The following is a 12,764-nucleotide window of genomic DNA, read 5'->3' on the forward strand; positions in this document are numbered from 1 at the left end:
GCGTCATAAGCGGGCGGCGTGATGCTGAACAAATACCCTCTGTGGAAATACATTCTGATCCTGGCGGTGCTGGCGGTCGGTCTGATTTATTCCGCTCCCAATCTATATCCTGATGACCCGGCCATTCAGGTCAGCGGTGCAAGCACTGCGCTGCAAGTCAATCAGGCTGATCTGGATCGTGTGAGCGCTGCGCTCAAGGAATCCGGGATCAACGTCAAGGCAGCCACTCTGGCAGCCAACGGCAAAGGCGGTCTGATTCGTCTGACCAAGGCTGAAGACCAGCTGCCGGCCAAAGACGTCGTGCGCAAGGCATTGGGTGATGACTACGTCGTTGCACTGAACCTGGCGCAAACCACCCCGCAATGGCTGCGCAGCCTCGCCGCGCACCCGATGAAGCTGGGTCTGGACTTGTCCGGTGGTGTGCACTTCCTGCTCGAAGTGGACATGGACAAAGCCATCGACGCACGCTTGAAAGTGTACGAAGGCGATGTGAAGAGCCTGTTGCGTAAAGAGAAACTGCGTTATCGCAGCCTGCCGCAACTGGGCGGTGCCATTCAGCTGGGTTTCAGTGATGAAGCTTCCCGCGAACAGGCCCGTGCACTGATCCGCAAGAACTTCAACGATTTCGACATTGTTCCGGCCGACCTCAATGGTCAGGCGGTGCTGCGTCTGGCGATGACCCCGGCCAAGCTGGCGGAAATCCGCGAATACTCCATCAAGCAGAACTTGACCACGGTACGTAACCGCGTCAACGAGCTGGGTGTTGCCGAACCGATCGTTCAGCGTCAGGGCGCCAACCGCATCGTGGTTGAGCTGCCGGGCGTGCAGGACACCGCAGAAGCCAAGCGTATCCTCGGCAAGACAGCCAACCTTGAGTTCCGTCTGGCGGCTGAGCCGGGCGCTTCGAAAGCCACTTCCGAAACCTTCGAGTTCCGTGAAGGCAATCGTCCGCCGGCACAGATCGAGCGTGGCCTGATCATCACCGGTGACCAGGTGACTGACGCCAAGGCTGGCTTCGGCGAGCACGGCACGCCGGAAGTGAACATCCGTCTGGATGGTCACGGTGGCGAGCTGATGAGCCGTGCGACCCGCAGCAACGTCGGTCGCAGCATGGCGGTGATCTTCATCGAGCAACGTCCGGTCACCACTTACACCAAGCAAGTGGTTAACGGCGTCGAGAAAGACGTAGCGGTTCAAACCTTCAAGGAAGAGAAGAAGATCATCAGCCTGGCGACCATCCAGTCGCCGCTGGGTGCTCAATTCCGCATCACTGGCCTGAACGGTCAGGGCGAGTCGTCCGAACTGGCGCTGCTGTTGCGTGCCGGTGGTCTGGCTGCACCGATGTACTTCGCTGAAGAGCGCACCATTGGCCCGAGCCTGGGTGCCGACAACATCGTCAAAGGTATCGATGCCTCGCTGTGGGGCATGCTGTTTGTCTCGCTGTTCATCATCGCCATCTACCGCTTCTTCGGCATCATCGCCACCGTCGCGCTGGCCGTGAACATGGTGCTGCTGCTGGCCCTGATGTCGCTGCTGGGTGCAACGCTGACCCTGCCGGGTATCGCCGGTATCGTATTGACCATGGGTATGGCGGTCGACGCCAACGTTCTGATCTTCTCGCGGATTCGTGAAGAGATCGCGGCGGGCATGACCGTACAGCGGGCAATCAACGAAGGCTTCGGCCGGGCATTTACTGCGATTCTCGACGCCAACCTGACCACATTGCTGGTCGGCGGGATTCTCTTTGCGATGGGCACCGGCCCGGTCAAAGGCTTCGCAGTGACCATGTCCCTCGGGATCTTTACCTCGATGTTCACGGCCATCATGGTGACCCGCGCGATGGTCAACCTGATCTTCGGCGGTCGTGACTTCAAGAAGTTGTGGATTTAAGGGGCTGCCATGTTACGTACAATCAACTTCATGGGCGTTCGCAACTTCGCGTTCGGCGTCACATTGTTTCTTACTGCGCTGGCAATATTCAGTGTCTTGCATAAGGGCATGAACTGGGGCCTGGACTTCACCGGCGGTACGCTCATCGAGCTGACCTACGAGCGTCCGGCCGACGTCACCAAGGTGCGCGAGCAGTTGGTCGTCTCGGGTTATCACGAGGCGATCGTGCAGAGCTTCGGTGCAACCACCGATTTGCTGGTGCGTATGCCGGGTGAAGACCCGCAGCTGGGCCATCAAGTGGCAGAAGCGCTGCTGAAGGTCGGCGGCGACAACCCGGCGACGGTCAAGCGCGTCGAGTTCGTCGGCCCGCAGGTGGGTGAAGAGCTACGCGACCAGGGCGGCCTCGGCATGCTGATGGCGCTGGGCGGTATCCTGATCTACCTGGCTTTCCGCTTTCAGTGGAAGTTTGCGGTCGGTGCGATCGTTTCGCTGATCCACGACGTGATCGTGACCATCGGTATCCTGTCGTTCTTCCAGATCACCTTCGACCTGACAGTATTGGCGGCGGTGCTGGCGATCATCGGTTACTCGCTCAACGACACCATCGTGGTATTCGACCGGGTTCGTGAGAACTTCCGTGTGCTGCGCAAGGCCAGCCTGATCGAGAACATCAACATCTCGACCACGCAAACCCTGCTGCGGACCATGGCGACGTCGATCTCCACGTTGCTGGCGATCGCGGCACTGCTGTTCTTTGGTGGCGACAACCTGTTCGGCTTCTCCATCGCCCTGTTTGTCGGTGTTCTGGCGGGTACTTACTCGTCCATCTACATCGCCAACGTGGTGCTGATCTGGCTGAACCTGAGCACCGAGGATCTGATTCCTCCTGTGGCTACTGACAAGGAAGTCGACGACCGTCCATAACGGCCCTCGCTTTTCCAGTTGTCAGCCTAAAAAGGCGCGAGTTGAACTCGCGCCTTTTTTTGTGCTCCAAGGCTGGGAGAAGCGCGGACATGTTCCGCGGGTGATGGTCAGGAGGTTCATGTGAACAAGTCGTTGCTGGTTGGTGCGGTATTGGGTGCTGTCGGTGTGACTGCCGGGGGTGCTGTTGCCACCTACAGCCTGGTTAAAAGCGGCCCTGAGTATGCGCAAGTTCTAGCCGTTGAACCGGTCAAGACACAAATCAAGACGCCACGTGAAGTGTGCAAGGACGTAACGGTTACCCGGCAAGCGCCGGTGAAAGATCAACACCAGATTGCCGGTACAGTGGTGGGTGCGCTGGCAGGTGGTCTGCTGGGGAACCAGATCGGCGGCGGCACCGGCAAGAAAATTGCCACGGTTGCGGGCGCGGTCGGTGGTGGTTACGCCGGCAACAAGGTTCAGGAAGGCATGCAGGAGCGTGACACCTACACCACGACGCAGACTCGCTGTAATACAGTGAATGACATCAGCGACAAGGTTGTTGGGTATGACGTTCGTTATTCGCTGGATGGCAAGGAAGGCAAGGTGCGGATGGATCGCGATCCGGGCAACCAGATTCCGGTGGATAAGGAAGGTAAGTTGATCCTTTCGCAGAATCAGCAGGGTCAGTAAATCGCTCAGATTCAAAAAGAAGCACCCTTCGGGGTGCTTTTTTTTGTGTCCGGAATGCTGGTTTGAAGTCGCATCAAGACTCTGTAGGAGCGGGCTTGCCCGCGATGGCGTCATCAACTGCACCATCAATGGTGACTGACACTCCGCCATCGCGGGCAAGCCCGCTCCCACAGGGATCTGCAGTGTTCTTGAGGGTGAATTCCAGGCATAAAAAAAGCACCCCGAAGGGTGCTTTTTTGTGGGCGTTCGCTTAGCGCTTCAGCGAGGCCGGCAGGTGCGGCTGGATCGCCGTCAAAACTGCCTTGAAGCATTTGGTGTTGCCGGCAACGATGTGGCCTTTTTCAAGGAAGTCGTGACCGCCGGTGAAGTCGCTCACCAAACCGCCGGCTTCCTGGATCAGCAGGGCGCCTGCAGCCATGTCCCATTCGGACAGGCCCGACTCCCAGAACGCGTCGAAACGGCCGGCAGCTACGTAAGCCAGGTCCAGGCTCGCCGAGCCAGCGCGGCGGATGCCGGCAGTCTGGCCAACCAGGGCGCGGAACATGCCCAGGTAGTTGTCGAGGTTGTCCATCTGGTCGTCACGGAACGGGAAACCGGTACCCAGCAGGGCGCCGTCGAGGCTGGTGCGACCGCTGACGCGCAGGCGACGACCGTTCAGTTGAGCGCCGCGACCACGGCTGGCGGTGAATTCTTCCTGGCGAACCGGGTCCAGAACAACAGCGTGTTCCAGGCGACCGCGGTATTTGCAGGCGATGCTGACAGCGAAGTGAGGAATGCCGCGCAGGAAGTTGGTGGTGCCGTCCAGCGGATCGATGATCCAAAGGTATTCTTCGCCTTCGATCCCGGTGCCGGCGTGCATGCCGGTTTCTTCACCCATGATCGAGTGGTTCGGGTAGGCCTTGCGCAGCGCGTCGATGATTTTCTGTTCAGCGGCGCGATCCACCTCGGATACGTAATCCTTGGCGTCTTTTTCGTCGACCTTGATGGTATCCAGGCGCTCGATGGAGCGGAAGATCAATTCACTGGCGCTGCGGGCGGCGCGCAGCGCGATATTCAGCATGGGCTGCATGGATGTGTCACCTAAGGTTGTTAAAGAAAGCCGGGCATTCTATCAGAACTTTTCTACAGGTGAAGGTCGGTGTTCGCTTTCATAGCTTAACGGTGTGTCCCGCCTCAGAAATACGTTCACTTTTTGACGAGTGGTCAATGTTGGCAGGCAGGGCGCCGTGCCGACTCATCGCTCGCTATGGGGAGAAGCGGCAACGCAGCCTGCCAACATTGAACGCCGTCAAAAGTGAACAGTTATTTTTGAGGCGGGACACCCTGATGAACTGTAAGATTCTGCTCCCCATTTCTGTGTTCGAGAGCGCCTCCCTTGCTGCATAACATTCGTGTCGTCCTGGTCAATACCAGCCACCCCGGCAATATCGGCGGGGCTGCGCGCGCCATGAAGAACATGGGCCTGTCGCGGCTGGTGCTGGTCGAGCCGCGGTTGTTCCCGCATCACGAAGCCGATGCTCGTGCCTCCGGCGCCGGGGACATCCTTGAAAACGCGCAAGTCGTCGCCACCTTGGAAGATGCCTTGGTCGGCTGCAATCTGGTGCTCGGCACCAGCGCCCGTGACCGGCGCATTCCCTGGCCATTGCTTGATCCACGCGAATGCGGGACAAAAGTGGTCGAGGAGGCGGGGCAGGGCGCGGAAATCGCACTGGTGTTCGGTCGTGAAGATTCCGGCCTGACCAATGAAGAGCTGCAGCGATGTCATTATCACGTGCACATCCCATCAGACCCTGAGTTCAGCTCGCTGAACCTTGGGGCAGCGGTGCAGGTGTTGAGCTATGAAGTGCGCATGTCCTGGCTGGCGGCCGAAGGTCAGCCGAGCAAGGTCGAGAAGGAAGAAGTGGCCTCCGTCAAAAGCGCTGAGCTGGCGACCATGGATGAGCTGGAGCGATTCTATGAACACCTGGAGCAAACCCTGGTGGCCATCGAATTCCTCGATCCGGAAAAACCACGGCACTTGATGGCGCGCCTGCGTCGGTTGTACGGACGAAGCTCGGTCAGCCGGGCGGAAATGAATATATTGCGTGGCATCCTCACGGAAACCCAGAAAGCGGCCCGTGGTGAGCTTCTAAAGCGGAAGGATTAATGATGTTCGAGCGTTTGCGTGAAGATATCCAGAGTGTTTTCCATCGTGACCCGGCGGCGCGTAACGCTTTTGAAGTCCTGACTTGCTACCCGGGCATGCACGCCATCTGGATCCATCGCCTGTCGGCGGCCTTGTGGCGTGCCGAACTGAAATGGCTGGCGCGGCTGGTGTCGAACTTCGGTCGCTGGTTGACCGGGATCGAGATTCATCCGGGTGCCAAGGTGGGTCGGCGCTTCTTTATTGACCATGGCATGGGCATTGTCATCGGCGAAACCGCCGAGATCGGCAACGATGTCACGCTTTATCAAGGTGTGACGCTCGGTGGCACCAGCTGGAATAAAGGCAAGCGTCACCCGACGCTGGAAGACGGGGTTGTGGTTGGCGCCGGTGCGAAGGTGCTCGGCCCGTTCACCGTTGGCGCAGGTGCCAAGGTCGGTTCCAACGCCGTGGTGACCAAGGCTGTGCCTGCCGGGGCGACTGTCGTCGGCATTCCTGGCCGGATCATCGTCAAATCCGATGAAGAGCAGGACGCCAAGCGCAAGGCCATGGCCGAGAAGATTGGCTTCGATGCGTACGGTGTTGGCGAAGACATGCCGGATCCGGTGGCGCGCGCCATTAACCAGTTGCTTGACCATCTGCAGGCGGTCGACGGACGTCTGGAGGGGATGTGCGGAGCGTTGAAGGATCTGGGCAGTAATTATTGTGCGAAAGAACTGCCTGAGCTGCGTGAAGAAGACTTTGCGTGTGTGAAGGACAAGGATCAGAGCCAGGCCAGCTAGACCGCGCTGACCTCTTCGCGGGCAAGCCTTGCTCCTACAGGTAGGCGTGATCCGTGTAGGAGCGAGGCTTGCCCGCGAAGAACGATAACGCGCAATTGCTGGCTGTAACCGGCCAGCCTTTGCTATGATGCGGCCGCTCTTTTGCGGGTAAACCTGACTAAAGTACTAGGTCTTATAGTTGACTTAAATACTCGGGAATTGCATACTCGCCCCATTCCGAACTCCGTGGTAATTGTCCATGCGACTGACTACAAAAGGCCGATACGCCGTGACCGCCATGCTTGATCTGGCGTTGCACGCGCAGCACGGGCCGGTGTCCCTGGCCGATATCTCCGAGCGCCAAGGCATCTCCCTGTCCTACCTCGAACAGCTTTTCGCCAAATTGCGCCGCAGCAATCTGGTCTCCAGCGTCCGTGGTCCGGGCGGCGGCTACCAGCTGTCCCGCGACATGCAGGGCATCCAGGTCGCCCAAGTGATCGATGCGGTAAACGAATCGGTCGATGCCACCAAGTGCCAGGGCCAGGGCGATTGCCATCAAGGCGACACCTGCCTGACTCACCACTTGTGGTGCGATCTGAGCCTGCAGATTCACGAGTTTCTGAGCGGTATCAGCTTGGCTGATCTTGTCACTCGCCGTGAGGTACAAGAAGTAGCCCAGCGTCAGGACCAGCGCCGTTGCAACAGCAAGGCGCCACGCCTGGACAAGATTGAAGCGTCCGCCGTCGAATGACAGCCAAAGAGCTAGCGGCACGCCAGCCAGCCTGATTTAGGAGAGAGTCCATGAAATTGCCGATTTACCTTGATTACTCTGCGACCACCCCGGTTGATCCGCGTGTTGCGCAAAAAATGAGTGAATGCCTGCTGGTCGACGGAAACTTCGGTAACCCGGCGTCCCGTTCCCACGTGTTCGGCTGGAAAGCTGAAGAGTCCGTCGAAAACGCTCGTCGTCAGGTCGCAGACCTGGTCAACGCCGACCCGCGTGAAATCGTCTGGACCTCCGGTGCCACCGAGTCCGACAACCTGGCAATCAAGGGCGCGGCGCATTTCTATGCGACCAAGGGCAAACACCTGATCACCACCAAGATTGAGCACAAGGCTGTCCTCGACACCATGCGCCAACTGGAGCGTGAAGGCTTCGAAGTGACTTACCTCGAACCTCGCACCGATGGTCTGGTGACGCCTGAAATGATTGAAGCTGCACTGCGCGACGACACCATCCTGGTATCGGTCATGCACGTGAACAACGAAATCGGCACCATCAACGACATCGCGGCCATCGGCGAACTGACCCGCTCCAAGGGCATCCTGTTCCACGTCGACGCTGCTCAGTCCACTGGCAAGGTCGAGATCGACCTGCAGAAGCTGAAAGTCGACATGATGTCGTTCTCCGCCCACAAAACCTACGGCCCTAAAGGCATCGGCGCGCTGTACGTCAGCCGCAAGCCGCGTGTTCGCATCGAAGCGACCATGCACGGCGGCGGTCACGAACGCGGCATGCGTTCCGGCACCCTGGCGACCCACCAGATCGTCGGCATGGGTGAAGCCTTCCGTGTAGCCAAGGAAGACATGGCGGCCGAGAACATCCGCATCAAAGCCCTGAGCGACCGTTTCTTCAAGCAGGTCGAAGACCTGGAAGAGCTGTACGTCAACGGCAGCATGACCGCCCGCGTTCCGCACAACCTGAACCTGAGCTTCAACTACGTTGAAGGCGAGTCGCTGATCATGGCGCTCAAGGATCTGGCGGTTTCGTCCGGTTCGGCTTGCACCTCGGCTTCGCTGGAGCCTTCGTACGTACTGCGCGCCCTGGGCCGCAACGACGAACTGGCACACAGCTCGATCCGTTTCACCTTCGGCCGTTTCACCACCGAAGAAGAAATCGACTACGCCGCGCAGAAAGTCTGCGAGGCCGTTACCAAGCTGCGCACTCTGTCGCCGCTGTGGGACATGTACAAAGACGGTGTCGACATTTCGAAAATCGAGTGGGCGGCACACTGATTTCAAGTCGCCGCAAACCAGCCCTGACGAACCCAGGTTCCGAGGGCTTCAAGAGCGACTCTCTGATGAGTGAGGATTAAGAATCATGGCTTACAGCGAAAAGGTCATCGACCACTACGAAAACCCGCGTAACGTCGGCAAGATGGACGCCGAAGACCCGGATGTCGGCACCGGCATGGTCGGCGCCCCTGCGTGCGGCGACGTGATGCGCCTGCAGATCAAGGTCAACGAGCAAGGCATCATCGAAGACGCCAAGTTCAAGACCTACGGTTGCGGTTCGGCTATCGCCTCCAGCTCCCTGGCGACCGAGTGGATGAAAGGCAAGACTCTGGATGAAGCAGAGACCATCAAGAACACTCAACTGGCCGAAGAACTGGCCCTGCCGCCAGTGAAAATTCACTGCTCCGTACTTGCTGAAGACGCTATCAAAGCGGCCGTTCGCGACTACAAGCAGAAGAAAGGCTTGATCTGATTTTTGGCGACGAGTAAGGAGTCACCGATGGCTATCAGCATGACAGAAGCGGCTGCTCAACACGTGCGACGCTCCCTCAACGGGCGCGGCAAAGGTGAAGGGATTCGTCTGGGTGTTCGCACCACGGGCTGTTCCGGCCTTGCCTACGTGCTGGAGTTTGTCGACGAGGTGGTTGCAGAGGATCAGGTGTTCGAAAGTCACGGCGAAAAAGTGATCATCGACCCGAAAAGCCTGGCCTACCTGGACGGCACCGAGCTCGATTTCGTCAAGGAAGGGTTGAACGAAGGCTTCAAGTTCAACAACCCCAATGTACGCGGTGAATGTGGCTGCGGCGAAAGCTTCAATATCTGAGGCTTCTTGTGGGTACTCCTTGTCATTTCGCTTTATTCGAGCTGCAACCGAGTTTCAATCTGGACCTCGACCAGCTGGCTACGCGCTACCGTGAGTTGGCGCGCAGTGTTCACCCGGACCGTTTTGCGGACGCTTCCGAGCGCGAGCAACGGCTGGCGCTAGAGCAATCCGCGAGCCTCAACGAGGCCTACCAGACGCTCAAAAGTCCCCCGAAGCGCGCGCGATACCTGCTCGCTTTGAATGGTGGCGAGCTGCCGCTGGAGGTCACGGTGCATGATCCGGCGTTTCTCCTGCAGCAGATGGAGTTGCGTGAAGAGCTCGAAGACCTGCAAGACAGCGCCGACATGGCTGGTATTGCAGCCTTCAAGCGCCGCCTGAAAACCGCGCAGGATGAACTGAACCAAAGCTTCGCAGCCTGTTGGAATGACGCAGTGCAACGTGAGCAGGCCGAACGCCTGATGCGGCGCATGCAGTTCCTCGACAAGCTCACCTACGAAGTGCGCCAGTTAGAAGAGCGCCTCGACGATTAACCCAGTGCCGCTCCGGTCGCACGCCTGATATACAGATAAGTCCTGATCACGATGGCCCTACTGCAGATCGCCGAACCCGGCCAAAGTCCTCAACCGCACCAGCGTCGTCTGGCTGTGGGGATCGACTTGGGCACTACCAATTCGCTGGTCGCTGCATTGCGCAGTGGTCTTTCCGAGCCCCTGGCCGACGCTGACGGGCAGGTCATCCTGCCCTCTGCCGTGCGCTATCACGCCGATCGCGTCGAAGTCGGCGAGTCGGCCAAGCTGGCTGCCGCTACCGATCCCTTGAATACCGTGCTGTCGGTCAAGCGCTTGATGGGTCGTGGTCTGTCCGACGTCAAACAATTGGGCGAGCAACTGCCGTACCGCTTTGTCGGCGGCGAGTCGCACATGCCGTTCATCGACACCATCCAGGGGCCGAAAAGCCCGGTTGAAGTCTCCGCCGATATCCTGAAAGTGCTGCGTCAGCGCGCCGAAGCGACGTTGGGTGGCGAGCTGGTCGGCGCGGTAATCACTGTTCCGGCCTATTTCGACGACGCTCAGCGTCAAGCCACCAAGGATGCGGCCAAGCTGGCCGGCCTGAACGTGCTGCGTCTGCTCAATGAGCCGACCGCTGCCGCTGTGGCGTACGGTCTGGATCAGCATGCTGAAGGTCTGGTCGCGATTTATGACCTGGGCGGCGGCACCTTCGATATTTCGATTCTGCGCCTGACTGGCGGCGTGTTCGAAGTACTGGCCACCGGCGGCGACAGCGCGCTGGGCGGCGATGACTTCGACCATGCGATTGCTGGCTGGATTATTGAGAACGCCGGTTTGTCCGCCGACCTCGATCCGGGTGCGCAACGCAATCTGCTGCAAACCGCTTGCGCGGCTAAAGAAGCGCTGACCAATGTTGCGGCTGTTGAAGTCACTTATGGTGACTGGAAAGCCGAACTGACTCGCGAAGCCTTCAACGCGCTGATTGAACCAATGGTTGCTCGCAGTCTGAAAGCCTGCCGCCGCGCAGTGCGCGATTCCGGCATCGAGCTGGAAGAAGTGCACGCCGTGGTCATGGTTGGCGGTTCGACCCGCGTACCTCGCGTTCGCGAAGCGGTCGCTGAAGCCTTTGGTCGCCAGCCGCTGACTGAAATCGACCCGGATCAAGTGGTGGCCATCGGTGCCGCGATCCAGGCCGATACATTGGCGGGCAACAAGCGCGATGGTGGCGAACTGTTGTTGCTTGACGTGATTCCGCTGTCCCTGGGGCTGGAAACCATGGGCGGACTGATGGAGAAGGTGATTCCGCGCAACACCACCATCCCCGTCGCCCGCGCCCAGGACTTCACCACTTACAAAGATGGCCAGTCGGCCATGGCGATTCACGTGTTGCAGGGCGAGCGTGAGCTGATCAGCGATTGCCGTTCCCTGGCACGCTTCGAATTGCGTGGCATTCCGGCGATGGTGGCGGGTGCGGCGAAGATTCGCGTGACCTTCCAGGTCGACGCCGACGGCTTGCTCAGCGTGTCGGCCCGTGAATTGGGTTCGGGCGTTGAAGCCAGCATCCAGGTCAAGCCGTCCTACGGCCTGACCGACGGTGAAATCGCCAAGATGCTCAAGGATTCGTTCCAGCACGCCAACGACGACAAGGTCGCCCGCGTACTGCGTGAGCAGCAGGTCGATGCCCAGCGCTTGATCGAAGCGGTGCAAGCCGCCCTCGAGGCCGACGGCGAGCGTTTGCTCGACGCCGAAGAGCGCATGGTCATTGAGCTGCAGATGCAGGAACTGACCGAACTGATGAAAGGTACCGATGGTTACGCCATCGAGCAGCAGACCAAGCGTCTGTCGCAAGTGACCGATGCTTTTGCTGCCCGCCGCATGGATTTGACGGTGAAAGCCGCGCTGGCGGGGCGCAACCTGAATGAAATCGAGGATATCTGATGCCGCAGGTCATTTTTCTGCCCCACGAGAAGTTTTGCCCGGAAGGCATGGTCGTCGAGGCTGAGCCCGGTACGTCGATTCTCGAACTGGCTCATGAGCACCATATCGAGATGGAAAGTGCCTGCGGTGGCGTCTGTGCCTGCACCACCTGCCACTGCATCATCCGCGAAGGTTTTGACTCGCTGGAAGAAGCGGATGAGCTGGAAGAAGATTTTCTTGATCGGGCCTGGGGTCTGGAAGCGCAATCGCGTCTAGGCTGTCAGGCGATCGTCGGGACTGAAGACCTGACTGTCGAGATTCCGAAATACTCGCTCAACCATGCCGCCGAAGCGCCGCACTGATTCAAGGAACTGTCATGAGTCTCAAGTGGACTGATGTGTTGGAAATCGCAATCCAGCTGGCTGAAAGCAAGCCCGATGTTGACCCAATGTCGGTCAACTTCGTCGATCTGCGCAAGTGGGTGATGGAATTGCCCGAGTTCGACGACAAACCTGAACATTGTGGCGAAAAGATCCTGGAGGCCATTCAGGCCCACTGGATCGAAGAACGCGACTGAGCCACGCTGCAGGTTAGGCAATACCCAAGAACCCGCGTATAATTCGCGGGTTTAATTTTTCACAAATTACCGTTTCTGGAGTTACACCATGGCTGTTCAACGTACTTTCTCCATCATCAAGCCTGACGCTGTTGCAAAAAACGTCATCGGCGAGATCACCACTCGTTTCGAAAAAGCAGGCCTGCGCGTTGTAGCTTCGAAACTGAAGCAACTGTCCAAAGCCGAAGCTGAAGGCTTCTACGCTGAGCACAGCGCTCGTGGTTTCTTCGGCGACCTGGTTGCTTTCATGATCTCCGGTCCTGTAGTTGTTCAGGTTCTGGAAGGCGAAAACGCTATCGCTCTGAACCGTGAGCTGATGGGCGCTACCAACCCTAAAGAAGCTGCTGCCGGCACCATCCGTGCTGACTTCGCTGACTCCATCGATGCCAACGCTGTACACGGTTCGGACTCCGAAGCCGCTGCTGCTCGCGAAATCTCGTACTTCTTCGCAGCTACTGAAGTAACCACTCGCTAAGCATTGGCTTATGAGTGAAGG

General features: G+C 58.7%; 15 protein-coding genes. 14 read left to right on the top strand and 1 reads right to left on the bottom strand.

From position 1 onward, the window contains the following. The first annotated feature begins 21 nt into the window (after window positions 1-21). The 3 genes from secD (at window position 22) to KJF94_RS01890 (ending at window position 3,483) form a co-directional block, all read left to right on the top strand. Window positions 22-1,890, top strand: coding sequence for a protein translocase subunit SecD (secD, locus tag KJF94_RS01880; RefSeq protein ID WP_214380814.1), 1,869 nt, complete (start codon window positions 22-24; stop codon window positions 1,888-1,890). A gap of 9 nt (window positions 1,891-1,899) precedes the next feature. Then, complete coding sequence (gene secF / locus KJF94_RS01885) at window positions 1,900-2,814, top strand: protein translocase subunit SecF (protein ID WP_214380815.1); 915 nt, start codon at window positions 1,900-1,902, stop codon at window positions 2,812-2,814. Window positions 2,815-2,934: 120 nt separating this feature from the next. Further along, window positions 2,935-3,483, top strand: coding sequence for a glycine zipper 2TM domain-containing protein (locus tag KJF94_RS01890; protein ID WP_017340321.1), 549 nt, complete (start codon window positions 2,935-2,937; stop codon window positions 3,481-3,483). Window positions 3,484-3,733: 250 nt separating this feature from the next. Here KJF94_RS01890 and suhB read toward each other — a convergent pair whose 3' ends face one another. Then, on the bottom strand, window positions 3,734-4,552 hold the full coding sequence (suhB, locus tag KJF94_RS01895) for a type III secretion system regulator SuhB (RefSeq protein WP_008014726.1): 819 nt from the start codon (window positions 4,550-4,552) through the stop codon (window positions 3,734-3,736). 306 nt (window positions 4,553-4,858) lie between these two features. Between suhB and trmJ the strand changes: the two genes are divergently transcribed. From trmJ to ndk, 11 genes are all read left to right on the top strand, one after another. Continuing rightward, window positions 4,859-5,629, top strand: coding sequence for a tRNA (cytosine(32)/uridine(32)-2'-O)-methyltransferase TrmJ (gene trmJ, locus KJF94_RS01900; RefSeq protein WP_084320775.1), 771 nt, complete (start codon window positions 4,859-4,861; stop codon window positions 5,627-5,629). Between the two features lie 2 nt (window positions 5,630-5,631). Further along, window positions 5,632-6,408: a serine O-acetyltransferase gene (cysE, locus tag KJF94_RS01905; protein ID WP_214384692.1), complete on the top strand. Its 777-nt coding sequence runs from the start codon at window positions 5,632-5,634 to the stop codon at window positions 6,406-6,408. Window positions 6,409-6,646: 238 nt separating this feature from the next. Continuing rightward, entirely contained in the window at window positions 6,647-7,138 is a 492-nt protein-coding gene (iscR, locus tag KJF94_RS01910) for a Fe-S cluster assembly transcriptional regulator IscR (protein WP_007903581.1), read from the top strand. Window positions 7,139-7,188: 50 nt separating this feature from the next. Further along, window positions 7,189-8,403, top strand: a complete 1,215-nt coding sequence (locus tag KJF94_RS01915) for an IscS subfamily cysteine desulfurase (protein ID WP_214380816.1) — start codon at window positions 7,189-7,191, stop codon at window positions 8,401-8,403. An 85-nt stretch (window positions 8,404-8,488) separates the two neighbouring features. After that, window positions 8,489-8,875 carry a Fe-S cluster assembly scaffold IscU gene (gene iscU, locus KJF94_RS01920; protein ID WP_003443374.1) on the top strand — a complete coding sequence of 129 codons (387 nt, stop codon included), beginning with the start codon at window positions 8,489-8,491 and terminating at the stop codon, window positions 8,873-8,875. A gap of 27 nt (window positions 8,876-8,902) precedes the next feature. Beyond that, entirely contained in the window at window positions 8,903-9,226 is a 324-nt protein-coding gene (gene iscA / locus KJF94_RS01925; protein ID WP_007903589.1) for an iron-sulfur cluster assembly protein IscA, read from the top strand. An 8-nt stretch (window positions 9,227-9,234) separates the two neighbouring features. Next, on the top strand, window positions 9,235-9,756 hold the full coding sequence (gene hscB, locus KJF94_RS01930; protein WP_214384694.1) for a co-chaperone HscB: 522 nt from the start codon (window positions 9,235-9,237) through the stop codon (window positions 9,754-9,756). 51 nt (window positions 9,757-9,807) lie between these two features. Further along, complete coding sequence (gene hscA / locus KJF94_RS01935) at window positions 9,808-11,673, top strand: Fe-S protein assembly chaperone HscA (RefSeq protein WP_214380817.1); 1,866 nt, start codon at window positions 9,808-9,810, stop codon at window positions 11,671-11,673. Continuing rightward, window positions 11,673-12,014, top strand: a complete 342-nt coding sequence (fdx, locus tag KJF94_RS01940) for an ISC system 2Fe-2S type ferredoxin (RefSeq protein ID WP_214380818.1) — start codon at window positions 11,673-11,675, stop codon at window positions 12,012-12,014. Before hscA ends, fdx begins: the two co-directional genes overlap by 1 nt. Before the next feature lie 14 nt (window positions 12,015-12,028). Further along, complete coding sequence (gene iscX, locus KJF94_RS01945) at window positions 12,029-12,229, top strand: Fe-S cluster assembly protein IscX (RefSeq protein WP_017123703.1); 201 nt, start codon at window positions 12,029-12,031, stop codon at window positions 12,227-12,229. Window positions 12,230-12,317: 88 nt separating this feature from the next. Further along, window positions 12,318-12,743 carry a nucleoside-diphosphate kinase gene (gene ndk / locus KJF94_RS01950; RefSeq protein WP_007916882.1) on the top strand — a complete coding sequence of 142 codons (426 nt, stop codon included), beginning with the start codon at window positions 12,318-12,320 and terminating at the stop codon, window positions 12,741-12,743. The last annotated feature ends 21 nt before the right edge of the window (window positions 12,744-12,764 follow it).

Source organism: Pseudomonas hormoni (assembly GCF_018502625.1).
Taxonomy (GTDB): domain Bacteria; phylum Pseudomonadota; class Gammaproteobacteria; order Pseudomonadales; family Pseudomonadaceae; genus Aquipseudomonas; species Aquipseudomonas hormoni.